Origin of the sequence: Paracoccus aerius (genome assembly GCF_014656455.1) — a bacterium.
Lineage (GTDB): Bacteria > Pseudomonadota > Alphaproteobacteria > Rhodobacterales > Rhodobacteraceae > Paracoccus > Paracoccus aerius.
Genome location: NZ_BNCL01000015.1, coordinates 56,159 through 80,534, shown reverse-complemented (window position 1 = coordinate 80,534; position 24,376 = coordinate 56,159). Strand labels below are relative to the sequence as shown.

Genomic DNA, 24,376 nt, shown 5'->3' with positions numbered 1-24,376 from the left:
CGCGATGTTCAACACCATGACCGTGACCAAGGCCGCAGGCGCGCTGATCGGCGCGCTGCTGTTTCTGATGCTGGCCAATTGGGCGGCGGGATCGCTGTATCACGTCGGCGCGACCCACCACGGCGAGGGCGAGGAAGTTGCCCAGGCCTATTCGATCCCCGTCGAGGAAGCAGCCGGCGGCGGCGAGGAAGCGGCCGAAGAGCAGATCGACTTTGCAGCCCTGCTGGCTTCGGCCGATGCGGCCGCAGGCGAGAAGGACTTCGGCAAGTGCAAGGCCTGCCACAAGCTGGACGGCACCGACGGCGTCGGTCCGCACTTGAACGGCGTTGTCGGCCGCGAAGTCGCCTCCGTTGCTGGCTTCAGCTATTCCCCCGCCATGGTCGAGCATCGCGCCGAGGCGCCCCAGTGGACGCCCGAGGCCTTGCAGGAGTTCCTGACCAACCCCAAGGCGGACGTGCCCGGCACCAAGATGTCCTTCGCCGGCCTGAAGGACCCCCAGGATCGCGCCGACATCATCGCCTATCTGCAAACCCAGCAGTAAGGCAGCAAACCTGGTCCACAAGAAGGCGCATCCCCGGATGCGCCTTTTTTTGTGGCAAGGCGCGGTCCCGCCTCACGAAATCGCGGCTTGATCGTGTTCTCTGCGCTGCCTAGCGTGCAGCAGACACCACAGCCGGAGTTCGCCCATGCGTCGCCTTGCCCTGATCGCCGCCCTTTCGCTTGCCCCGGCCGGCGCCGCCTTTTCGCAAGAGGCCGAGGCGGCGGGGGGCGATGAGGCCGTCATCAAGACCCATGCCATCGCGTTGTTCGGCGAACCCGCGCTGCCCGCCGATTTCCCCCATTACCCTTACGTGAACCCCGACGCGCCCAAGGGGGGCGAGATTTCCTTTGGTGCGGTGGGGGGATTTGACAGCTTCAACCCCTTCACCCACCGCGGCCGGGCCATCGCACTTTCGGTGATCCAGCTTGAACGGCTGATGGACAGCCCGGCGGACGAGCTGGGCGTGGACTACTGCCTGCTGTGCGAGACGCTGGAATATCCCGAAAGCAAGGACTGGGTGATCTTCAACCTGCGCCCCGAGGCCAGGTTCAGCGACGGCACGCCGCTGACCGCCCATGACGTGCTGTTCAGCTTTGAAACCCTGCGCGACAAGGGCCTGTCGTCCTTCCGGATGGCGATGCAGCAGATGATCTCCAAGGCCGAGGTTCTTGACGACCATCGCATCAAGTTCACCTTCGCCGAAGGCTATCCCAGGCGCGACGTGATTTCGCAGATGGGCAACCAGATCGTCTTCTCGAAGAAGGATTTCGAGGAGAACAACCGCGATCTCGAGCAGAGCACCAACACCCCCTTCATCGGGTCCGGCCCCTACATGTTCGACCGCGCCGACATGGGCCGCACGCTGGTCGTGAAGCGCAACCCCGATTACTGGGGCAAGGACCTGCCGATCAACCAGGGCCGCTTCAACTTCGACCGCATCCGCTACGAGATGTTCGGCGACTTCGACAGCGCATTCGAGGCCTTCAAGGCAGGCGAATACACCTTCCGCAACGAGACATCGTCGATGCACTGGTCAACGCGCTATGACTTTCCGGCGCTCGCCTCGGGCGCGGTGGTGCGCGAGACACTGCCTAACGGCCAGATCGCCAGCGGCGACGGCTGGGTGTTCAACCTGCGGCGCGAAAAGTTCCAGGACATCCGCGTCCGCGAGGCGGTCGGGCTGATGTTCAACTTCGAATGGACCAACCAGACGCTGCTGTATGGCCTGGAAACCCGCGTCAATTCCTTCTGGGACAACAGCGAATTCCGTGCCGACGGTCCCCCCACGCCCGAGGAGGTCGCGCTGCTGGAACCCGTTGCCGCCGATCTTCCCGAAGGCATCCTGACCGAGGACGCGGTGGTCCAGCCCACCTCGGGCGAACGCCAGCAGGATCGCCGGAACATGCGCCAGGCCATGGCCCTGCTGGACGAGGCGGGCTGGGCCGTGGGCAGCGACGGGATGCGCCGCAACGCCGCCGGAGAGGTCCTGCGGATCGAGATCCTGAACGACGACGTGGGCAACGACCGCATCCTCAACCCCTTTGTCCAGAACCTGCGTGCCATCGGCATCGACGCCGTGAACCGCCGCGTCGACAACGCCGAGATGGAGTTGCGCACCCGGTCCAAGGATTTCGACATGGTCGAGGACAGCCTGGGCCAGGCCTATGCCATCGGCGGCTATGCAGGCCAGGTCTTCGGGTCCGAGGACGCCGACGACGTCTTCAACCCGATGGGGCTTGCCAACCCGGCCATCGACCGGCTTCTGGAACTGGGCCAGCAGGCCGAAACGATGGAGGACAACATCACCGCCATCAACGCGCTTGACCGGGCGCTGCGCAGCCTGCGCTTCTGGGTGCCGAAATGGTTCAAGGCCGAATACACGCTGGCCTATTACGACATGTATCGCCATCCCGAACAGATGCCGCCCTATGCGCTTGGCACGCTGGACTTCTGGTGGGCCGACACCGCGCGCGAGGCGGAACTGAAGGCGGCGGGCGCGATCCGCTGACGGCAGGGTTGATTTCCCGGCGATCCCGCCCGACAAGGGCGGGATAAAGGAAAAGGGGCCGCAAAGGCCCGGAAGGGGCAAGGGCAATCCGATGGGCGCCTATATCCTGCGGCGATTGCTGCTGATCATCCCGACCCTGATCGGGATCATGGTGGTGAACTTCACACTGACGCAATTCGTGCCGGGCGGTCCCATCGAACAGATCGCCGCGCAGGTGCAGGGTTCGGGCGACGCCTTCAGCAACATATCCGGCGGGGGCGCGGGCGCCGACACCGGCGTGGTCGAGGGATACGAGGGCGCGCGCGGCCTGCCGCCCGAATTCATCGCCCAGCTTGAGAAAGAGTTCGGCTTCGACAAGCCGCCCCTGCAGCGCTTCCTGACGATGATGGGCAATTACCTGACCTTCGATTTCGGCACATCGTGGTTCCGGTCGATCAGCGTCATCGACCTGGTGATCGAGAAGATGCCGGTATCCATCACGCTGGGCCTTTGGTCCACGCTGCTGGCCTATCTCATCTCGATCCCGTTGGGGATCCGCAAGGCGGTGCGCGACGGGACGCGGTTCGATACCTGGACCTCGGGCGTGATCATCATGGCCTATGCGATCCCGGCCTTCCTGTTCGCCGTGCTGCTGATGGTTCTGTTCGCGGGCGGCAGCTATTGGCAGATCTTCCCGCTGCGCGGGCTGACCAGCGACAATTTCGCTGACCTGTCGCTGTGGGGCAAGATCAAGGACTATGCCTGGCACGCGACGCTGCCGGTGGTGGCCTCGACGATTTCCAGCTTTGCCACGCTAACTCTGCTCACAAAGAACAGTTTTCTGGACGAGATCAACAAGCAATATGTGATGACCGCCCGCGCCAAGGGCCTGACCGAGGGGCGTGTCCTTTACGGCCATGTCTTCCGCAACGCCATGCTGATCGTCATCGCGGGCTTTCCAGCGGTGTTCCTGGGCGTCTTCTTCGGCGCCTCCATCCTGATCGAGACGGTCTTTTCGCTGGACGGCCTTGGCCGCCTGGGCTTCGAGGCCGCAGTGCAGCGCGACTATCCGGTGATCTTCGGCACGCTTTACGTCTTCGGGCTTCTCAGCCTGGTGGTGGGGATCCTGTCGGACATGATGTATGTCTTCGTCGATCCGCGCATCGACTTTGAATCGAGGGCCGGCTGATGGCGCTCTCGGAACTCAACCGCCGCCGCTGGCGCAACTTCCGCCGCAATGGCCGGGCCTTCTGGTCGCTGGTGATCTTCTCGATCCTGTTCGTGATCGCGATGTTCGCCGAGGTGGTGGCAAACGACAAGCCGATCGTCGCAAGCTATCGCGGGGAACTGTATTTCCCTGCCTACAACTTCTATCCGGAAACCGCTTTCGGCGGCGATTTCGGGACCGAGGCGATCTATAACGACCCGGCCGTGGAATGCCTGATCGTCACCGGCGGCAGCCAGGATTGCTGGGACACGCCCGAGGATCTGATCGCCGCCGTGGACGCAGGCACCAGCAACATCCCCGAGGCTGAGCAGGGCTGGATGATCTGGCCGCCGATCCCGTTCCACTATTCGACCATTAACAACGTGGGCAGCGCCCCGAGCGCGCCGGACGGCACGCATTGGCTTGGCACCGACGACACCGCCCGCGACGTGCTGGCCCGCGTGATCTATGGCTTCCGCATCTCGATCCTGTTCACGCTGATCGTGACGGTGGTGGCATCCGTCGTGGGCATCGCGGCGGGGGCGATCCAGGGCTATTTCGGGGGGCGCACCGATCTGGTCTTCCAGCGGGTGCTGGAGATCTGGGCCTCCACCCCATCGCTTTACGTCATCATCATCCTGTTCGCGATCCTGGGGCGCAGTTTCTGGCTCTTGGTCTTCGTCACCATCCTGTTCGGCTGGCCCGCGCTTGTGGGCGTGGTCCGGGCCGAGTTCCTGCGGGCGCGGAACTTCGAATATGTCCGCGCGGCCCGTGCCCTGGGCGTTTCCGACCGCACCATCATGTTCCGCCACATCCTGCCCAATGCGATGGTCGCCACGCTGACCATGCTGCCCTTTGTCGTCACCGGCACAATCAGCGGCTTGGCCGCGCTGGACTACCTGGGCTATGGCTTGCCTGCATCGGCGCCCTCGCTGGGGGAACTGGCCCTTCAGGCCAAGCAGAACCTGCAGGCGCCCTGGCTGGCCTTCACCGCCTTTTTCACCTTTGCCATCATGCTGTCGCTTCTGGTCTTCGTCTTCGAAGGCGTGCGCGATGCCTTTGACCCCCGAAAGACCTTCAAATGACCGAAGCCGTTCTGTCGGTCCAGAACCTGCGCATCAGCTTTCGCCAGGAAGGCCGGACCGTGCCCGCCGTCAAGGGCGTCAGCTTCCAGATCGGCAAGGGCGAGACGGTGGCCCTGGTGGGGGAATCCGGGTCGGGCAAGTCGGTGACGGCGCTGTCCACGGTGCGCCTGCTGGGCGATTCCGCCGTGGTCGAGGGGTCGGTGAAATACGCCGGCCGCGAGATGGTGGACGCGCCGGAAAAGGTGCTGCGCGACATCCGGGGCGACGACATCAGCTTCATCTTCCAGGAACCGATGACTTCGCTGAACCCGTTGCACACGCTGGAAAAGCAGCTTGGCGAAAGCCTGGCGCTGCACCAGGGACTGACGGGCGCACGGGCGCGCGCGCGGATCGTGGAACTGCTGACCCGCGTGGGCATACGGGACCCTGAAAGCCGCCTCGCAGATTATCCGCACCAACTGTCCGGCGGGCAGCGGCAGCGCGTGATGATCGCCATGGCGCTTGCCAACGGTCCCGAACTGCTGATCGCGGACGAACCGACAACCGCGCTGGATGTGACGATCCAGGCTCAGATCCTTGATCTGCTGGCGGAACTGAAGGCGGCCGAGGGGCTGTCGATGCTGTTCATCAGCCACGACCTGGGCATCGTGCGCCGGATCGCCGACCGCGTCTGCGTCATGAAGGACGGAGAGATCGTCGAGCAAGGCCCGGTCGCCGACCTGTTCGCCAATCCGCAGCACGAATACACCCGCAAGCTGCTGGCCGCCGAGCCGAAGGGCATGGCAGATCCCGTGGCCCCCAACGCGCCGGTGATGGTCGAGACACGCGATCTGAAGGTCTGGTTCCCGGTCCAGCGGGGGCTTTTGCGCAAGACAGTCGGCCATGTGAAGGCCGTCAATGGCGCGACCCTGACCGTGCGGGCGGGCGAGACGCTGGGCGTCGTGGGCGAATCCGGGTCTGGCAAGACCACGCTGGCCTTGGCCGTCATGCGGCTGATCGCCAGCGACGGGCCGATCCTGTTCATGGGCCAGGACATCGCCCGCTGGCAGTCGCGCCAGTTGCGAAGGCTGCGCCGCGACATGCAGATCGTCTTCCAGGATCCCTTCGGCAGCCTGTCGCCCCGGATGACGGTCGAACAGATCATCGCCGAGGGCCTGACCGTCCACGGGGTTGAACAGGGCCGCGACCGCCGCCAGATGGTCGCCGACATCATGGCAGAGGTCGGGCTGAACCCCGAAATGATGCACCGCTATCCGCACGAGTTTTCCGGCGGCCAGCGCCAGCGCATCGCCATCGCCCGCGCGATGATCCTGCGGCCCAAGGTCGTGGTTCTGGACGAACCGACAAGCGCGCTTGACATGACGGTGCAGGTGCAGATCGTCGGGCTTCTGCGCGGGTTGCAGCAGAAATACGGGCTGGCCTTCCTGTTCATCAGCCACGACCTTCGCGTCGTGCGCGCCATGTCGCACAAGATCATGGTGATGCGCGCGGGCGAGGTGGTGGAACAGGGCTCTACCGCCCAGATCTTCGACGCTCCGCAACAGGACTACACGCGTGCGCTGCTGGCAGCGGCGTTCCGCGACCACCACCGATGAAGATCCTGTTCGTCCACCAGAACTTTCCCGGTCAGTTTCCCCACTTGGCCCCGGCGCTTGCGGCGCGCGGGCACCAGGTCCTGGCGCTGACGGACGAAAAGAACCAGCGGCCCAGCCCGGTGTCGACCGTTCGATACAAGACGCCCGAGGCGGTCCAGGTGAACGGTTTCGGCCGCAGCTATGCAACCCATGCCGAACGCGGTTATTTGGCCGCGCGCGGGGCCCGGGCCTTGCGCGACCGCCACGGCTTTACCCCCGACCTGATCATCGGCCATACCGGCTGGGGCGAGACGCTGTTCCTGCGCGAGATCTGGCCCGACGCCAAGCTGCTGGTCTATGCCGAGCTTCTGTATCGCACGCGCGGCCATGACGTGGGCTTCGACCCCGAATTGCAGCAGGACAGCGACGAGGCGCGGATGCTGGCCATCGCCCGGTCGGCCCACCTGATCCAAGGGATCGTGCAGGCGGACGCGGCGATTTCTCCGACCGCCTATCAGGCCGGCAGCTTTCCCCCTGAACTGCAGGGCAAGATCACCGTGATCCATGACGGCATCGACACCGCGAAGGTCTGCCCCAACCCCCAGGCCGTGATGACGCTGCCGGGCGGACGGGTGCTGCGCGCGGGGGACGAGGTTCTGTCCTATGTCAGCCGCTCGCTGGAACCTTATCGCGGCTTTCACATCTTCATGCGCGCCTTGCCCGAGGTTCTGGATGCCCGCCCGCAGGCGCAAGCGGTGATCGTCGGGGCCGAGGGGGTCAGCTATGGCAGCGTGCCCAAGGACGGCGGCAGCTGGAAGGCGCGGATGCTGGCCGAACTGGGCGACCGGCTGGATCTGTCGCGCGTGCACTTCCTAGGGCGGGTGGCTTATGACGACTATCTGTCGCTGATCCAGCTGGCGCGCGTCCATTGCTACCTGACCTACCCCTTCGTGCTGTCCTGGTCCCTGACCGAGGCGATGGCGGCAGGGGGCTATGTCGTTGCATCGGATACCGAGCCGGTGCGCGAACTGATCCGCGACGGCCAGAATGGCCGCCTGGTGCCCTTCTTCGATGTGCCTGCGCTGTCGGCCGCCCTGATCCGCGGGCTGGCCGGTGATCCCGAGGCCGACCGTCTGCGTCGCGCCGCGCGGCAGACCATCACCGACGGCTACGACCTGCACAGCCACAGCCTGCCGCGCCAGATCGAATGGGTGGAAAGCCACGCGCCGATGGGCTAAGCCCTGCCGACGTTTGAATGAGGCGCATCATGGTCGAAATCCGGCTGACGAACACCCGCACCCGCAGGAAAGAGGCGTTCACGCCCATCGACCCCCGGAACGTGCGCCTCTACCTGTGCGGGCCGACGGTTTATGACCGCGCGCATCTGGGGAATGCTCGGCCGGTGCTGGTCTTCGACGTGCTGGTGCGCCTGCTGCGGCACGTCTATGGCGCGGATCACGTCACCTATGTCCGCAACTTCACCGACGTGGACGACAAGATCAACGCCCGCGCCGCCGCCACCGGCCGCACCATCCGCGAGATCACCGAGGAAACCGTCGCCTGGTATCACCAGGACATGGACGCCCTGGGCGCCGCGCGTCCCGACCACGAGCCTCGGGCGACGGAATACATCGTCCAAATGGTCGCGATGATCGAGACCCTGATCGCCAACGGCAACGCCTACGAGGCCGAGGGCCATGTGCTGTTCGACGTCCGGTCCTTCCCCGAATACGGCCGCCTGTCGGGCCGGTCGGTGGATGACATGATCGCAGGCGCGCGGGTCGAGGTCGCGCCCTTCAAGCGCGACCCGATGGATTTCGTGCTGTGGAAACCGTCCGAGGCGGACCAGCCGGGCTGGGACAGCCCCTGGGGCCGCGGCCGTCCCGGCTGGCATATTGAATGCTCCGCCATGTCGGCGGCGCTTCTGGGCCCCAGCTTCGACATCCACGGCGGCGGCATCGACCTGCAATTCCCGCACCACGAGAACGAGGTCGCCCAAAGCTGCTGCGCCCATCCCGAGGCAGGCTTCGCCAATGTCTGGCTGCACAACGAGATGCTGCAGGTCGAGGGAAAGAAGATGTCCAAGTCGCTGGGCAACTTCTTCACGGTTCGGGACTTGCTGGACAAGGGTGTGCCCGGTGAGGTGATCCGGTTCGTGATGCTGTCCACCCATTACCGCAAGCCGATGGACTGGACTGAAACCAAGGCGAAGGAAGCCGAGCGCCACCTGGAAAACTGGTTCTTCGCGCTTGTTCAGGCGGGCTACAGCAAGAGCATGGTCGAGACGCTGAAGAATGGCGGCGTCTGGCGACCCCTTGACGCTGTTGTGAATGCCCTTGCGAATGATCTGAATACGCCAGGGGCGATCGCCGCCTTGCATGACGTCACGCTTGGCGGCTCTGCCGTCCAAAGCGCCCCCTTTGCGGCATCCTTGGAAATGCTGGGATTCGTTCCAGACTGGGACGAGATCGGCAGCTTCGCCAGGGTCGGTGTCGGGTCTGTTGGTGAACACCCTGCGCGGGACCGGGTGGCTGCGCTGCTGCTGGATCGACAGGAAGCGAAGCGGGTCAAGAATTTCCAAAAGGCCGATGAAATCAGGAACCATCTTCAAAGGGCCGGAGTCGAGGTAAGAGACACCCCCGGCGGCGGGTGGACCTTCGAACTTGGACCTGACTTTGATGAAGCGGTGTTGGATGATCTTGGTCGCCCCTGACTTCCAAAACAACGGTGGCGGCACATGACCCTTGAAGCCTGCACCAACTTGGTCCGGTCCCAGGATCCCGACCGCTTCGGTGCGGCCTTGGTCGCCAACCCGCAGGATCGCCCTGCGCTGATAACGCTGTACGCGCTGAACCTCGAAATCGCGCGGGCTCCGTTCCAGTCGGGCGAACCGCTGTTGGCCGAGATGCGGCTGCAATGGTGGGTGGACCGGCTGGCCGAGATGGGCACGGGCAGACCACCCCCCCTGCATGACGTGCTGACCCCTTTGTGGGAGGCTTGGGGCAGCGCCGCTGGCGACTTGACCCCTTTGGCCGAAGCCCGCCGCCGCGACTGCTTCCGCGAACCCTTCGCGACACCCGAGGAGGTGGCGGAATACGTCGCCGACACCAGCGGGCGCCTGATGGCACGGGCTGTGGCACGGCTGGGTGCCGATGCGCAGGGACAGGCGGTCGCTGCCGACCAGGGGCTGGGGGCAGGGCTGGTGGCATGGCTGCGCGCGCTGCCGCAACTGCAACCCATCGGCTTGGGCCTGGCAGGCGGCGATCCCGCCGACGCGGCCCGGTTGGCCCGGATGGCGCGTGACGCCTTCCAGCGTGCCGCGGGTTCGCGCGGGCTGCTGCCGAAACGGGCGGCGGCGGCACTGTACTCTGGGCCGGGCGTAGGGCGGCTGCTGTCCGGCATCCTCGAAAACAAGGTGAACATCCTTGAGGAAGAGGTTGTAATCACGCCGTTCCAGCGTCGTGCTTCCCTTGCCAGGCTGGCGCTGACCGGTCGGTGGTGGCGCTAGGCCACTGGTCTGGCCGCGCCCATAAATCCTCTTTTCATGCTTTGGCTGATATGAAAGGAATTGAACCGAACGGGACGGCGGGACGGACGGATGGCCAAGGGCGGATTGGATGCACAGGCGAGGCAGGGCTATACCCTGATCGCGCCGCCGTTCCTTTATGCGCTGCTGATCCTGGCGGCGCCGCTGCTGACCATCCTGGCCTACAGCTTCCTGACAGATGGCTATCTGGAGGTCGTGCGCGACTTCACCTGGGCCAATTACGCGCAGGTCTGGACCGACCCGATCGTGCGCACCGTCATGCTGCGATCCCTGACCGTGTCGGCCCTTGTGACGCTGGTGACGGTGCTGCTGGCCTTTCCGGTGGCCTATTACGTCAGCTTCATGGTTCGGCCCGAGAAGAAGGCTACATGGCTGTTCCTGATCACCATCCCCTTCTGGACCAGCTATCTGATCCGGGTGTTCCTGTGGAAGGTGATCCTGGGCTATAACGGCGTCATCAATTCCAGCCTGACCGGGCTTGGCATCATCGACGAGCCCCTGACCTTTATCCTCTATAACGTGAACTCGATCGTGATCACGCTGGCCCATGCCTATGCGCCCTTCGCGATCCTGCCGATCTTCGTGGCGCTGGAAAAGATCGACCGATCCCTGCTGGAAGCTGGCCGCGACCTGGGCGAAAGCCGGGCGATGACCTTCTGGCGCGTCACGCTGCCGCTGGCGATGCCCGGCGTGCTGGCGGCGGTGCTGATCGTCTTCATCCCCACCATCGGCGACTATGTGACGCCTGAACTGATCGGCGGCGGCAAGATCCCGATGATTGCAAACCTGATCCAGGTGCAGATGCTGGCCCTGGACAACCGCCCGCTGGGGTCGGCCCTTGCAGTGACGGCCATGGCCATCGTCGCCCTTGTCAGCATCGTCTTTCTTCTGATCAACCGCCGCTTCCTGAAGGTGCGGTCGTGAAGGGGCAGGGGCGCGGCCTGCAAGCCTATGCGCTGCTGTATCTGCTGTTCCTTTACGCGCCGATCATCCTGCTGCCATTGTTTGCCTTCAATTCCGGCACGATCATCGCCTTTCCGCTGCAGGGCTTCACGACCGACTGGTTTTCGCAGATGTGGGCCAATGCCACGCTGCGGACCGCGCTGACCAATTCGTTGATCATTGCGGTCAGCGCGGCGATCCTGGCAACCTGCCTGGGCATCTTCGCCGCCCGCGCATCCACCCGTTTCGAGTTTCCGGGCAAGGGCGGCATGATGGGCTTCATCCTGCTGCCGATGGTTCTGCCGGAAATCATCGTGGCCATGTCGCTGCTGGTCGTGCTGCTGGGCGCGGGGGTGCAACTGTCGATCCTGACCGTGATCGTCGGCCACGTCCTGATCTGCATGCCCTATGCCATCGCGATCCTGACCACCGCGTTTTCCAGCCTCGACAAGTCGCTGGAGGAAGCGGCCTATGACCTGGGCGAAACACGGTGGAGCGCGTTTCGCCTGGTCACCCTGCCGCTGGTCATGCCGGGGATCATCAGTTCGCTGCTGATCTCCTTCACCATCAGCCTGGACGAATTCATCATCGCCTTCTTCCTGGCGGGCAACCAGCCGACGCTGCCCACCTATATCTTCAGCCAGCTTCGCTTTCCCAAGCAGATCCCGATGATCATGGCGCTTGGCACCGTGCTGGTCGCGCTGTCCATCGTGCTGCTGGCGCTTGGCGAATATTTCCGCCGCCGGGGCAACGCCCGGATGGGCGGCAATCCTACCGGAGGGTTCCTGTGAGCGAGACTCGATTCGATCGGCTGGACGCCGCAAAGCCGATGATCGAATGCCGGGGCGTTCACAAGCATTATGGCGATTATCACGCGCTGCGCGGCATCGACCTGACCATCCGGGCGGGCGAGTTCTTTTCTCTGCTGGGACCGTCCGGCTGCGGCAAGACCACGCTGCTGCGTACGATCGCAGGCTTCGAGGATATCTCAGACGGCGTTATCCTGATCGACCAGAAGCACATGGAGGAGGTGCCCGCCAACAAGCGGCCCACCAACATGGTCTTCCAGTCCTATGCCATCTTCCCGCATCTGACGGTCGCGCAGAACGTGGCCTTCGGCCTGCGCCGCGACCCGCGCGGCAAGGCGGAAAAGGCGGCCCTGGTCGAGGAAGCCTTGGCGATGGTCGGCCTGCGGGGTTTCGGCAACCGCGCCGCCCATGCCCTGTCGGGCGGGCAGCGCCAGCGGGTGGCGCTTGCCCGCGCGCTGATCTTGAAGCCCAAGGTGCTGCTGCTGGACGAACCCCTGTCGGCGCTTGACCGCAAGATGCGCGAGCAGATGCAGGTCGAACTGATCAAGCTGCAGCGCCAGGTCGGCATCACCTTCGTCCTGGTGACCCATGACCAGGAAGAAGCCCTGGTCATGTCCGACCGCATTGCCGTCATGTTCGAGGGCGAGATTGCCCAGCTTGACGGACCCGAGGCGCTTTATGCCCGCCCCGCCAACCGCCGGGTCGCGGATTTCATCGGCGTGATGAACTTCCTGCCCGCGCGGATCCTGGCAGAGGCCGAGGGAACCGTCACGGTCGAGGCCCCGGGCCTGGGCGTGGTGGACCTGCCTGCCCGGCAGGTCAGCCGCGCGAACCCTGACGATGAAGGCCCGAGCATCGGCTTTCGACCGGAAACCATGACCCTTGTCGGCGCAAACCAGACCCACAGCCAGCCGCGCGAAACAAGCGCCACCATCGACGAGGTCGTCTATTACGGCGACATGACCTATTATGACCTGCGGCTGGACGGGGCGGCGGCGATCGACGGCAGGGCGCGCCCGGTGCGCATCTCGATGCGCAACGTCTTCGGCCGTGACGTGCAAGAGGTCGGCACCCGCACCCGCCTTGCCTGGTCGCCAGGATCGCTGGTCCTGTTCCGCTGACGCTTGCAGAACTCCGGCCGCTTGCCTAGAACGCGCCCTGACTTGGCAGGAAAGGGCGCGTCATGGGCTTTCGCATGGGAATTGTCGGCTTGCCGAACGTGGGCAAATCGACGCTGTTCAACGCGCTGACAAAGACCGCTGCCGCGCAGGCCGCGAACTTCCCCTTCTGCACCATCGAACCCAATGTGGGCGACGTGGCCGTGCCGGACCCGCGGCTTGACACGCTGGCCCAGATCGCCGGCAGCAAGCAGATCATCCCGACGCGCATCACCTTCGTGGACATCGCGGGCCTTGTGAAGGGCGCCAGCAAGGGCGAGGGCCTGGGCAACCAGTTCCTGGCCAATATCCGCGAAGTGGACGCCATCGCCCATGTCCTGCGCTGCTTCGAGGATGGCGATGTCACCCATGTCGAGGGCCGCGTCGATCCCATCGCGGACGCGGAAACCATCGAGACCGAACTGATGATCGCCGACCTTGAGTCGGTCGAGCGTCGGCTGGCCAACATCGCGCGCAAGCTGAAGGGCGGCGACAAGGAAGCCGTGGCCCAGGAAAAGCTGCTGAAGGCCGCGCAGGCCGCGCTTGAAGCCGGCAAGCCCGCGCGCACCGTGACCGTGGCCAACGAAGACCGCAAGGCCTGGTCGATGCTGCAACTGCTGACCGCCAAGCCCGTCCTGTTCGTCTGCAACGTCGAGGAAGACAAGGCCTCGACCGGCAATGCCCAATCCGATCGCGTGGCGCAGATGGCCGCCCAGCAGGGCGCAGGCCATGTGGTGATCTCGGCCAAGATCGAGGAAGAGATCAGCCAGCTTCCCGCCGACGAAGCCGCCATGTTCCTCGAGGAGATGGGCCTGCACGAGGCGGGCCTGGATCGCCTGATCCGCGAAGGCTACAAGCTGCTGGGCCTGGACACCTATTTCACCGTCGGCCCCAAGGAAGCCCGCGCCTGGACCATCCACAAGGGCTCCCTGGCCCCGCAGGCCGCCGGCGTCATCCACGGCGATTTCGAACGCGGCTTCATCCGGGCCGAAACCGTCGCCTATGACGACTATGTCGCCTACAAGGGCGAGGCAGGGGCGCGCGAGGCGGGCAAGTTCCGGGTCGAGGGCAAGACCTACCAGGTCAAGGACGGCGATGTCCTGCACTTCCTGTTCAACGCCTGACCCCTAGCGCAGCCAGACATACCACGCTGCAACGGCCACCAGCAGGATCGCGATGATCCCCATCGGGCGGCGCCACCAGGGCCTGCGCTCCAGCGGATCGACGGACAGGGGTGCGGCGCCGTGGCCAAGCTGTTCACGGATCCGCTGACGTGCGCGGGCCGGGGCCATGACCGGCGTCAGCTCGTTCGCCAGCCGGGCAAGCCGTTCCTGCCATTCGGCGACCTGCGCCGCGTCCACCCCGCCCGACGATGGCCGCAGCCCAAGCGCCTGTTCAGCGGCGGCGAAGCTGACGCCTTCGTCCGCGGCGTGGCCCGACAGATGCTCCAGTTCTTCGTGCAGGCCGTGGCGGGCCTCGTCGGCGGACAGGCCATGGCGGCGGCCAAGCTGGGCGTAATCCAGCCCCTCGAGATAAGCCCCCCGCAGAAGTCCCACCGCCCAGCCGTCCGGCGCGGCCACGCCGGACAGTGCAGCACGCCGTCCCATCGCGCGGTCGCGGGCCTGGGTCACCAGCCAGGCCATCGGCGAAAGCCCGCTGTCGGCCTGGCGGGGGGCTTCCTTCCAGATGGCGACATAGGCCTCTTCCAGCACTTCCTCGGCTTCCCGACGGTCCTTCAGGATCGACAGGCACAGGGCGTTCAGCCGGGCCGAACTGCTTTCGTAAAGCGTATCGAAGGCGCGGCGGTCCCCCTTGGCGACAAGGGCGATCAGGCTGTCGGCGGGTGTCGTGCGGGCATCCGGCAAGGGATTTCCTCTCGTGGTTGCGGGGACAACTTAGCAGCCGCCCCGCGCCCGTCAACGCAAGCCCGGCTTGCACGTGGCGGACTTATGCGCGATCAAGGCGGGCGATGCGAGGAAAGGGCCCGTGATGCTGGACACGAACGTCAAACCCACCGAAGAGATCGACCTGCGCGAGGTGTTCGGTCTGGACAGCGACATGAAGGTCAAGGGCTTCGCCGAACGGACCGACCGCGTGCCCGAGATCGACAGCACCTACAAGTTCGATCCCGACACCACGATGGCGATTCTGGCAGGCTTTGCCTATAACCGCAGGGTGATGATCCAGGGCTATCACGGCACCGGAAAGTCCACGCATATCGAACAGGTTGCCGCGCGGCTGAACTGGCCCTGCGTGCGGGTCAACCTGGACAGCCATGTCAGCCGGATCGACCTGATCGGCAAGGACGCGATCAAGCTGGTAGACGGCAAGCAGGTGACGGTCTTCCACGAAGGCATCCTTCCCTGGGCGCTGCGCAACCCCACCGCCATCGTCTTCGACGAATACGACGCGGGTCGCGCGGACGTGATGTTCGTGATCCAGCGGGTTCTGGAAACCGACGGCAAGCTGACGCTGCTGGACCAGAACGAGGTGATCACCCCGCATCCCTGCTTCCGCCTGTTCGCGACCGCGAACACCGTGGGCCTCGGCGACACGACGGGGCTTTACCACGGCACCCAGCAGATCAACCAGGGCCAGATGGACCGCTGGTCGCTGGTCTCGACGCTGAACTACCTGTCCCACGACGCCGAGGCCGCGATCGTGCTGGCCAAGAACCCGACCTACAACACGGAAAAAGGCCGCAAGATCATTGGGCAGATGGTGACGCTGGCGGATCTGACGCGCACGGCCTTCATGCAGGGCGACCTGTCCACCGTCATGTCGCCGCGCACGGTGATTGCCTGGGCGCAGAACGCCCGCATCTTCGGCAACAACATCGGCTATGCCTTCCGGCTGACCTTCCTCAACAAGTGCGACGAGCTGGAACGCCAGACCGTGGCCGAGTTCTATCAGCGCCTGTTCGACGAGGAACTGCCCGAAAGCGCCGCCGCCCGGGCCAAGTGAAGCCGGCACCCTGAAGGAAAGGCGGGCCCGCAACGGCCCGCCTTTTTTCGCGATCAGACTTCCTCGGCGACCGGGTAGTCGACATAGCCTTTCGGCCCGCTGCCGTAGAAGGTCGAGGGATCCTGCTGGTTCAGCGACAGATCCTGGGCAAAGCGGCGGGGCAGGTCGGGCGTGGCGATGAAGTCCTTGCCGAAGGCCGCTGCGTCGGCGCGGCCCGATTGCACCAGGTCGCTGGCGCTGTCGCGGGTCAGCTTTTCATTGGCAATGACGACGCCGCCGAAGGCTGCCTTGATGTCGTCCATCAGGCTGTCTGCACCCAGGTATTCGCGCAGGCAGATGAAGGCCAGGCCGCGCTGCTTCATCTGACGCGCGACATATGTGAACAGCGCCTTGGGATCGCTGTCGCCCATGTCGTGGTTGTCGCCGCGCGGGGACAGGTGCAGGCCCACGCGGTCGGCGCCCCAGACGGCGGTGACGGCATCCACGACCTCGGTCAGGAAGCGGGCGCGGTTCTCGATCGGGCCGCCATACTGGTCGGTGCGGCGGTTGGTGCTGTCCTGCAGGAACTGGTCGATCAGATAGCCGTTGGCCGCGTGGATCTCGACCCCGTCGAAGCCTGCGCGCTTGGCGTTCTGGGCGCCCTGGCGATAGGCGTCGACAATCTCCGCGATCTCGGCGGTTTCAAGGGCGCGGGGCGTCTCGTAGTCCTTCATCGGGCGGACCAGGCTGACATGGCCCGCAGGCTTGATCGCACTTGGCGCGACCGGCAGTTGGCCGTCCAGGAACAGCGGATCCGAGATACGGCCCACGTGCCACAATTGCAGGAAGATCAGCCCCCCCGCGTCATGGACGGCCTTGGTGACCTGCTTCCAGCCCTCGACTTGTTCGTCGTTCCAGATGCCCGGCGTGTCGGCATAGCCCACGCCCATCGGCGTCACGCTGGTCGCTTCCGACAGGATCAGCCCGGCCCCGGCGCGCTGCGCATAATACTCGGCCATCATGGCGTTCGGCACCCGTTTCTCCCCGGCGCGGGCGCGGGTCAGGGGTGCCATGACGATGCGGTTGCGAAGGGTCAGCGGCCCGATCTGGAGGGGATCGAAAAGCGTTGGCATGAAAGCTCCTTTCAATTCTTGCGTCGTCTGCAACTGTGTATGGGCAAGGCCGGTGTCAACATCCTGCTTTTGCATGACAGCCTTGGCCTGCGCGCCTTGGCCGGTTAGAACCTGCTTCCGTTTCCGGAGGATCCCATGGACACAGCCGCCCGCATCGCCCGCACCATCGCGACCGAGATCAACGCCAACCCCGCCCAGGTCACGGCAGCGGCCGATCTGCTGGACGGCGGCGCGACGGTGCCCTTCGTGGCGCGCTATCGCAAGGAGGTGACCGGAGGGCTGGACGACACGCAGCTGCGGACCCTGGCCGAGCGACTGGCCTATCTGCGCGACCTCGAGGCGCGCAGGGCCTCGATCCTCGGGTCGATCAAGGATCAGGGCAAGCTGACCGACGACCTGGCCCGCGCCATCGCCGGGGCCGAGACGAAATCCGCGCTTGAGGACATCTACCTGCCCTTCAAGCCCAAGCGGCGCACCAAGGCCATGATCGCGCGGGAAAACGGGCTGGAGCCGCTGCTGCGCGCGATCCAGGGCGACCGCGCTGCCGACCCGGCGGCGCTTGCCACGGGCTATGTGACCGGGCCGGTGGCGGACGTGAAGGCCGCGTTGGACGGCGCGCGCGACATCCTGGTCGAGGAACTGTCGGAAAACGCCGCGCTGCTGGGCGCCTTGCGCGACTTCATGCGGGCCGAGGCCTTTATCGCTGCCAAGCTGATCGCCGGCAAGGAACAGGCGGGGGCCAAGTTCAGCGACTATTTCGACCATCGGGAAAAATGGTCGGCCATCCCCTCGCACCGGGCGCTGGCGATCCTGCGCGCGGCGAAGGAGGAAGTCGTCACCATCGACATCGCGCCCGATCCCGAAACCGGCGCCCAGCGGGCCGAAGGCATCGTGGCACAGGCCATCGGCATCCGGGGCAGTGCGCCGGGCGATCAATGGCTGCGGCAGGTGGCGGGCTGGACCTGGCGGGTGCGGCTGTCGAACACGATGTATATCGACCTGATGACCGAGCTGCGCAAACGGGCGCATGACGAGGCGATCCGGGTCTTCGGCCGCAACCTGCGCGACCTGCTGCTTGCAGCACCCGCCGGGGCACGGGTGACGCTGGGCATCGACCCCGGCATCCGTACCGGCTGCAAGATCGCGGTCGTGGACGCGACCGGCAAGCTGCTGGACACCGCGACGATCTATCCCTTCCAGCCGAAGAACGACCTGCGCGGCGCGGAAGCGACGCTTCTGGCGCTGATCGCCAAACACGGCACGGACCTGATCGCCATCGGCAACGGCACCGCCAGCCGAGAGACCGAGCGCCTTGTGGCCGAGGTGCTGAAGCGCCTGCCCAAGGGCGTGAAGGCGCCGACCAAGGTGATCGTGTCCGAGGCGGGCGCCTCGGTCTATTCCGCGTCCGAACTGGCCGCGAGGGAGTTTCCGCAGCTTGACGTGTCGCTGCGCGGCGCGGTGTCGATCGCCCGGCGCCTGCAGGATCCGCTGGCCGAACTGGTCAAGGTGCCGCCCGAATCGATCGGCGTGGGTCAATACCAGCACGATGTGGACCAGCGGCAGCTTGCAAAAACGCTGGAAGCCGTGGTCGAGGATGCGGTGAACGCCGTGGGCGTGGACCTGAACACGGCCTCGGCCCCGCTGCTGGCCCATGTCGCGGGACTGGGACCGTCCCTGGCGCAGAACATCGTCGCCTGGCGGGACGCAAACGGTGCCTTCCCGTCCCGCGCGGCGCTGAAGAAGGTCGCGGGCCTTGGGCCGCGCGCCTTTGAGCAATGCGCGGGCTTTCTGCGCATCCGCGACGGCAAGGAACCCTTGGACGCATCCGCCGTCCACCCCGAGGCTTACGGAGTCGCCCGCAGGATCGTGGCCGCTTGCGGCCGCGACATCCGCGCGATCATGGGCGACGGGGCAGCGCTGAAATCCATCCGGGCCGAGCAGTTCGTGGACGACCACTTCGGCCTGCCCACCATCCGCGACATCCTGTCCGAACTGGAAAAGCCCGGCCGCGACCCGCGACCCGGCTTTGTCACCGCCAGCTTCGCCGAAGGGGTGAACGAAATTACCGACCTCAAGCCCGGCATGACCCTGGAAGGCACTGTCACCAATGTTGCGGCCTTCGGCGCCTTCGTGGACATCGGCGTGCACCAGGACGGGCTGGTCCATGTCAGCCAGCTTGCCAATCGCTTCGTCAAGGATCCCAACGAGGTGGTGAAGGTCGGCGACGTGGTCCGCGTCCGCGTGACCGAGGTGGACGTGCCCCGCAAGCGCATCGGCCTGACGATGCGGACCGATGCCGATGCCGCAAGGCCCGCATCCAGGTCGCAGGGAAAGCCGGGGGCGAAACCCGTGACGACTGCCGCGAAATCAGGCGAACAGGGCGGTTTCGGGGATGCCCTGGCTGCGGCCTTGGGTCGAAAGTGAGGATCTTTCCGGGACCGGGGATCCGATGTTGCCCGTGCGCCGTTTCCTGCCGTCACCAACGGGCAGGCAAATATGCGGATCAAGATCGAGGTTGACCTTCACTACAAGGTCCTGACGCCCGGGCCTGCCATCCTGGCGGTCGAGGCTGCCGGGGCCTTCGGGCAGAACATCAGCAATGCCAGCATCGACTTAGGTCAGGTGGAACATTTCGCCCGTGTTCCCGGCGAGGAGGGGATCGGCGAGAAGATCATCATCCGCACCGCCGACGAGTTGCGCTGCCGCTATTCGGCCGATGTCGTCGTCACCCGGCCGCGCCCGCTGCTTGACCGGATGTCGGCCCTTGAGGTGGACGAGATGTCGGGCGATGCCCTGCGCTATCTTCTGCCCTCGCGCTATTGTCAGGCCGAACGCTTTGTTCCCTTCGTGGGCCAGCGCTTCGGCGATTACGAGGGTGGCGCAAAGGTTCTGGCGATCCGCGACTGGATCGAGCAGCGGCTGGACTATGTCGCGGGCAGCAGCGATGCCAACACCAGCGCCGCCGACACCTTCATCGAGCGGCGCGGAGTATGCCGCGACTACGCCCACCTGATGGTGGCCTTGTGCCGCGCGGCCCAGATCCCCGCGCGGATCGCCAGCGTCTTTGCCCCGCGGGTCGATCCCCCCGATTTCCATGCGGTGGCCGAGGTCCACCTGGACGGTGCCTGGCACCTGATCGACCCGACCGGAATGGCCACCGCGGACGAAATGGCATTGATCGCGGTTGGCCGGGACGCCGTGGACGTGGCTTTCCTGACGACCTTCACCGGCACCGAGCTTCTGACCCAGACCGTCATCGTGACCGAGGCACGCTGATCCCCGCCGATGTTGACCAGCCCTGCGTTCGGGCGCAGGCTCCGCCTTGACGGCCGGGGGGTCGCGCATCTATAGAATAAATGAACGGTCGTTCAATAACCGGAGGAGGGGTGCGGATGTTCACGCGGGGTATGGAATTCGATCTGGGCGAGGATGTGAACGCACTGCGCGATATGGTTCATCGCTGGGCGCAGGAACGCGTGAAGCCCATCGCCTCCGAAGTGGATCGGACCAACACCTTTCCGAACGATCTCTGGACCGAGATGGGCGAATTGGGCTTGCTGGGTATCACCGTCCCCGAGGAGTTCGGCGGCGCGGGCATGGGCTATCTGGCCCATGTCATCGCGACCGAAGAGATTGCCCGCGCATCCGCCAGCATCAGCCTGTCCTATGGCGCGCATTCGAACCTTTGCGTGAACCAGATCAAGCTGAACGGCACGGACGAACAGCGTGCGAAATACCTGCCCGACCTGTGTTCCGGCAAGGCCGTGGGCGCGCTTGCCATGTCCGAGGAAGGCGCGGGCAGCGACGTGGTGTCGATGAAGCTGCGGGCGGAAAAGAAGAACGACCGCTATGTCCTGAACGGCAGCAAATACTGGATCACCAACGCCCCCGACGCCCAGACCCTGGTCGTTTATGCCAAGACCGACCCTGATGCGGGGTCCAAGGGCATCACCGCCTTCATCGTCGAACGCGGCATGGCGGGTTTCAGCACCTCTCCGCATTTCGACAAGCTGGGGATGCGCGGGTCGAACACGGGCGAACTGATCTTCGAGAATTGCGAGATCCCCTTCGAGAATGTCCTGGGCGAGGAAGGTCGCGGCGTCCGCGTGCTGATGTCGGGCCTGGACTACGAACGGCTGGTGCTGTCGGGCATCGGCACCGGCATCATGGCGGCCTGCCTGGACGAGGTGATGCCCTATGTCCGCGACCGCAAGCAGTTCGGCCAGCCCATCGGGTCGTTCCAATTGATGCAGGGCAAGATCGCCGACATGTATGTCGCGCTGAACACCGCCCGTGCCTATGTCTACGAAGTCGCCCGCGCCTGCGATGCCGGCAAGGTGACGCGCCAGGACGCGGCGGGCGCGGTGCTTTATGCCAGCGAACAGGCGATGGTGCAGGCGCATCAGGCCGTGCAGGCGCTTGGCGGGGCCGGGTTCCTGAACGACAGCGTGGTCAGCCGCCTGTTCCGCGATGCCAAGCTGATGGAGATCGGCGCGGGCACCAGCGAAATCCGCCGGATGCTGATCGGCCGCGAACTGATGAGCCTGGCATGATGCGGATCCTGCTGGCCTTGGCGCTTTCCGCTGCGCCGTCCCTGGCGCAGGAACCGGCAGACCTGTCCGTGGATCTTTCGGTGGTCGAGGCCTGCATGGCCAACACTCCGCCGGGCGAATTGACGCCGGCCTGCATCGGTGCGGCCTCGCAGCAATGCCAGCAGGCGCCCGGCGGCGACACCACCATCGGCATCGTGCAATGTGCAATGGCCGAACACGCCGCCTGGGACGAGGCGCTGAACCGCGAATACGGGGAAACACGTGCGGCTTTTGCCGATGACGAAACCGCCGCCGCCAGCCTGCTTGCGGCGCAGCGGGCCTGGATCGCCTGGCGGGATGCGGAATGCGCCTTCCAGTATGACCGATACGGCGGCGGCTCCATGCGATCCATCGCGGCCGCCAACTGCAAGATGAGCATGACGGCGATGCGCGCGCTGGAATTAAAGGCGCTGCGCGGATGATGGGGGGGCGCCGCAACCCCGCCGGGGGACGCCCCGCCGCGCCGTCAGAACTTCATGACATAGCTGACGCCCGCGACGACCGGGTCGATCTCGGCTTTGCCGATGTCGCCGCCGTCCAGGGTCACGTCGGCGTCGATGTCGATCCAGCGCAGATCGGCGCGAAGGGCCGAGCGGTCGTTGATCCAGTAATCGGTGCCGACATGGGCAGCCAGGCCCCAACTGTTCTTCACGCGCAACTCGTTGCCCGCCAAGGACCCCTTGGATTCCGCGTCAAAGAAGCCGGTGAAGTTCACGCCGACGCCCAGGAAGGGCTTCAGTTGCGGCGTGGCGTCGAAATGATATTGCAGCGACAGGACCGGCGGCAGGTGCTTGACCGTGCCGATCTCGGTCCCGTTCGACTTGATCGAATGCTTGAAGGGCAGCGCGGCCAGCAGTTCGACGCCGATATTGTCGCGGATGAAGTATTCGGCCGTGATTTGCGGGCGGGTGTTGTCACCGATGCTGATCGGAACCGCGCCACTGGCCAAGGCGCCGTTGTCCGACTTTGGGTTCACATTGGCGATGCCAAGGCCAATGGTCAGGTCCCCCGCCTGCTGGGCAGCCGCCGGGGACAGGGCGGCAATAATGGCGGCGGCAAGGCACCAGGTTTTCATCATGCGACTCCTTCAAAGGTTACAGGTCGCCGCATGAACCTTGCGCTTTGCCAAAAACATGATCTGGATCAAACTGCTGTGAAGACAAGCTCGGCTGCGGCAATGCGCCGCGCCCCTCTTGGGAAAGCCTGCCCATGAAGCTGAAATCATCCGCCTTGACGACGTCCGACACCTTCCGCTTGAACCGGCAGGCGCATTTGGCGCTGCTGGATGTTGCCCGCGAAGCCGCCCTTGCCGCTGCCGCCGGAGGCGGCCCCAAGGCGATGGAGCGGCACACCAGCCGCGGCAAGATGCCCCCGCGCGAGCGGGTGGCGAACCTGCTGGACGCCGGCAGCCCGTTCCTGGAAATCGGCGCCACGGCGGCGCATGGCATGTATGACGGCGCGGCCCCCGGCGCGGGCGTGATCGCGGGCATAGGACGGGTGCATGGCCAGGATGTGATGGTCGTGGCCAATGACGCGACGGTGAAGGGCGGCACCTATTACCCCCTGTCGGTCAAGAAGCACCTGCGCGCCCAGGAAATCGCCGAACAATGCCATCTGCCCTGCGTCTATCTGGTCGATTCGGGCGGTGCCAACCTGCCCAACCAGGACGAGGTCTTTCCCGACCGCGACCATTTCGGCCGCATCTTCTTCAACCAGGCGCAGATGAGCGCGAAGGGTATCCCGCAGATCGCCGTGGTGATGGGGTCCTGCACGGCAGGCGGCGCCTATGTTCCCGCCATGTCCGACGTGACGATCATCGTGCGCAACCAGGGCACGATCTTCCTTGCTGGCCCGCCGTTGGTGAAGGCCGCCACCGGAGAGGTCGTGACCGCCGAGGATCTGGGCGGCGGCGATGTCCATACCCGCCTTTCCGGCGTAGCCGATTACCTGGCCGAAGATGACGCCCACGCCCTGGCGATGGCCCGCCGCGCCATCGGCAACCTCAACCGCCGGATGCCTGACAGCGTCCAGTGCCAATCCCCCGAACCCCCGGCCTTCGACCCCGAGGAGATCCTGGGCGTCGTCCCCGCCGACCTGCGCACCCCCTACGACATCCGCGAGGTGATCGCCCGGGTCGTGGACGGCTCGCGCTTCGACGAATTCAAGGCCCGCTTCGGCGAGACGCTGGTGACGGGCTTTGCCCATGTCGAGGGTTGCCCCGTGGGCATCGTCGCCAACAACGGCGTGCTGTTCTCGGAAGCGGCGCAGAAGGGGGCGCATTTCATCGAACTGTGCAGCCAGCGGTCCATCCCGCTGGTCTTCCTGCAGAACATCACCGGCTTCATGGTCGGCCGCAAATACGAAAACGAAGGCATCGCCCGCCACGGCGCCAAGATGGTGACGGCGGTCGCGACGACAAATGTCCCCAAGATCACCATGCTGGTTGGCGGCAGCTTCGGCGCCGGCAACTATGGCATGGCGGGCCGCGCCTATTCCCCGCGCTTCCTCTGGACCTGGCCCAATTCGCGCATCAGCGTGATGGGCGGCGAACAGGCCGCGGGCGTGCTGGCCACCGTGCGCCGCGAGGGGATCGAGCGTCAGGGCGGCACCTGGACGCCCGAGGAGGAGGCCGAGTTCAAGCGCCCCACGATCGAGATGTTCGACCGCCAATCCCACCCTCTCTATGCCTCTGCGCGGCTGTGGGACGACGGCATCATCGACCCGCGCAAGACCCGCGACGTGCTGGCCCTGTCGCTGCGCGCCAGCCTGAACGCGCCCATCGAACCGACGCGCTTCGGCGTCTTCAGGATGTGACGCGCATGGCTCTTTCATCTTGGACCAAATATCCCGCGGGGGTCC

At 65.4% G+C, this 24,376-nt stretch carries 21 protein-coding genes; 18 read left to right on the top strand and 3 right to left on the bottom strand.

Annotated elements, in window-relative coordinates; genetic code table 11:
• The first annotated feature begins 4 nt into the window (after positions 1–4).
• The 12 genes from IE224_RS15685 (at position 5) to ychF (ending at position 13,973) form a co-directional block, all read left to right on the top strand.
• The gene (locus IE224_RS15685; protein WP_191311718.1) at positions 5–541 is read left to right on the top strand and encodes a c-type cytochrome; all 537 of its coding nucleotides are present in this window, start codon (positions 5–7) and stop codon (positions 539–541) included.
• Positions 542–686: 145 nt separating this feature from the next.
• Positions 687–2,549, top strand: a complete 1,863-nt coding sequence (locus IE224_RS15680) for an extracellular solute-binding protein (protein WP_191311716.1) — start codon at positions 687–689, stop codon at positions 2,547–2,549.
• Between the two features lie 91 nt (positions 2,550–2,640).
• The gene (locus IE224_RS15675) at positions 2,641–3,717 is read left to right on the top strand and encodes a microcin C ABC transporter permease YejB (protein WP_191311715.1); all 1,077 of its coding nucleotides are present in this window, start codon (positions 2,641–2,643) and stop codon (positions 3,715–3,717) included.
• Positions 3,717–4,820: an ABC transporter permease gene (locus IE224_RS15670; RefSeq protein ID WP_191311713.1), complete on the top strand. Its 1,104-nt coding sequence runs from the start codon at positions 3,717–3,719 to the stop codon at positions 4,818–4,820. The genes IE224_RS15675 and IE224_RS15670 overlap by 1 nt, the downstream gene beginning before the upstream one ends.
• Positions 4,817–6,415, top strand: coding sequence for an ABC transporter ATP-binding protein (locus IE224_RS15665; protein ID WP_191311712.1), 1,599 nt, complete (start codon positions 4,817–4,819; stop codon positions 6,413–6,415). Before IE224_RS15670 ends, IE224_RS15665 begins: the two co-directional genes overlap by 4 nt.
• Positions 6,412–7,632, top strand: coding sequence for a glycosyltransferase (locus tag IE224_RS15660; protein ID WP_191311710.1), 1,221 nt, complete (start codon positions 6,412–6,414; stop codon positions 7,630–7,632). The genes IE224_RS15665 and IE224_RS15660 overlap by 4 nt, the downstream gene beginning before the upstream one ends.
• 29 nt (positions 7,633–7,661) lie before the next feature.
• On the top strand, positions 7,662–9,107 hold the full coding sequence (gene cysS, locus IE224_RS15655; protein ID WP_191311709.1) for a cysteine--tRNA ligase: 1,446 nt from the start codon (positions 7,662–7,664) through the stop codon (positions 9,105–9,107).
• 24 nt (positions 9,108–9,131) lie between these two features.
• Positions 9,132–9,902, top strand: a complete 771-nt coding sequence (locus IE224_RS15650) for a squalene/phytoene synthase family protein (RefSeq protein ID WP_191311707.1) — start codon at positions 9,132–9,134, stop codon at positions 9,900–9,902.
• Between the two features lie 90 nt (positions 9,903–9,992).
• Positions 9,993–10,865: an ABC transporter permease gene (locus IE224_RS15645; protein WP_167622260.1), complete on the top strand. Its 873-nt coding sequence runs from the start codon at positions 9,993–9,995 to the stop codon at positions 10,863–10,865.
• Positions 10,862–11,674, top strand: coding sequence for an ABC transporter permease (locus IE224_RS15640; RefSeq protein ID WP_103173539.1), 813 nt, complete (start codon positions 10,862–10,864; stop codon positions 11,672–11,674). The genes IE224_RS15645 and IE224_RS15640 overlap by 4 nt, the downstream gene beginning before the upstream one ends.
• Positions 11,675–11,712: 38 nt before the next feature.
• A complete protein-coding gene (locus IE224_RS15635) occupies positions 11,713–12,813 on the top strand; it encodes an ABC transporter ATP-binding protein (RefSeq protein ID WP_191311743.1) in 1,101 nt (366 codons plus the stop codon).
• Between the two features lie 62 nt (positions 12,814–12,875).
• Complete coding sequence (gene ychF, locus IE224_RS15630; protein WP_191311706.1) at positions 12,876–13,973, top strand: redox-regulated ATPase YchF; 1,098 nt, start codon at positions 12,876–12,878, stop codon at positions 13,971–13,973.
• A gap of 3 nt (positions 13,974–13,976) precedes the next feature.
• Here the strand turns inward: ychF and IE224_RS15625 are convergent, their stop codons facing one another.
• On the bottom strand, positions 13,977–14,714 hold the full coding sequence (locus tag IE224_RS15625) for a sigma factor (RefSeq protein WP_191311704.1): 738 nt from the start codon (positions 14,712–14,714) through the stop codon (positions 13,977–13,979).
• A 124-nt stretch (positions 14,715–14,838) separates the two neighbouring features.
• Here IE224_RS15625 and cobS point away from each other — a divergent pair, with 124 nt between their 5' ends.
• A complete protein-coding gene (gene cobS, locus IE224_RS15620) occupies positions 14,839–15,813 on the top strand; it encodes a cobaltochelatase subunit CobS (RefSeq protein WP_191311702.1) in 975 nt (324 codons plus the stop codon).
• A gap of 53 nt (positions 15,814–15,866) precedes the next feature.
• On the opposite strand, the gene IE224_RS15615 is transcribed toward cobS, so the two are convergent.
• Positions 15,867–16,925: an alkene reductase gene (locus tag IE224_RS15615; RefSeq protein WP_191311701.1), complete on the bottom strand. Its 1,059-nt coding sequence runs from the start codon at positions 16,923–16,925 to the stop codon at positions 15,867–15,869.
• A gap of 135 nt (positions 16,926–17,060) precedes the next feature.
• Between IE224_RS15615 and IE224_RS15610 the strand changes: the two genes are divergently transcribed.
• The 4 genes from IE224_RS15610 (at position 17,061) to IE224_RS15595 (ending at position 21,939) form a co-directional block, all read left to right on the top strand.
• Positions 17,061–19,349, top strand: coding sequence for a Tex family protein (locus IE224_RS15610; RefSeq protein WP_191311699.1), 2,289 nt, complete (start codon positions 17,061–17,063; stop codon positions 19,347–19,349).
• A 72-nt stretch (positions 19,350–19,421) separates the two neighbouring features.
• Positions 19,422–20,201 carry a transglutaminase-like domain-containing protein gene (locus tag IE224_RS15605; RefSeq protein ID WP_191311697.1) on the top strand — a complete coding sequence of 260 codons (780 nt, stop codon included), beginning with the start codon at positions 19,422–19,424 and terminating at the stop codon, positions 20,199–20,201.
• A gap of 116 nt (positions 20,202–20,317) precedes the next feature.
• Positions 20,318–21,478 (top strand): isovaleryl-CoA dehydrogenase, encoded by a 1,161-nt coding sequence (locus tag IE224_RS15600; RefSeq protein WP_191311696.1) that lies wholly within the window; start codon positions 20,318–20,320, stop codon positions 21,476–21,478.
• Complete coding sequence (locus IE224_RS15595) at positions 21,475–21,939, top strand: lysozyme inhibitor LprI family protein (RefSeq protein WP_191311694.1); 465 nt, start codon at positions 21,475–21,477, stop codon at positions 21,937–21,939. The genes IE224_RS15600 and IE224_RS15595 overlap by 4 nt, the downstream gene beginning before the upstream one ends.
• Positions 21,940–21,983: 44 nt before the next feature.
• On the opposite strand, the gene IE224_RS15590 is transcribed toward IE224_RS15595, so the two are convergent.
• Positions 21,984–22,592 carry an OmpW/AlkL family protein gene (locus IE224_RS15590; RefSeq protein WP_191311741.1) on the bottom strand — a complete coding sequence of 203 codons (609 nt, stop codon included), beginning with the start codon at positions 22,590–22,592 and terminating at the stop codon, positions 21,984–21,986.
• Between the two features lie 134 nt (positions 22,593–22,726).
• On the opposite strand from IE224_RS15590, the gene IE224_RS15585 reads away from it, so the two are divergent.
• Positions 22,727–24,331, top strand: coding sequence for a carboxyl transferase domain-containing protein (locus tag IE224_RS15585; RefSeq protein WP_191311693.1), 1,605 nt, complete (start codon positions 22,727–22,729; stop codon positions 24,329–24,331).
• The last annotated feature ends 45 nt before the right edge of the window (positions 24,332–24,376 follow it).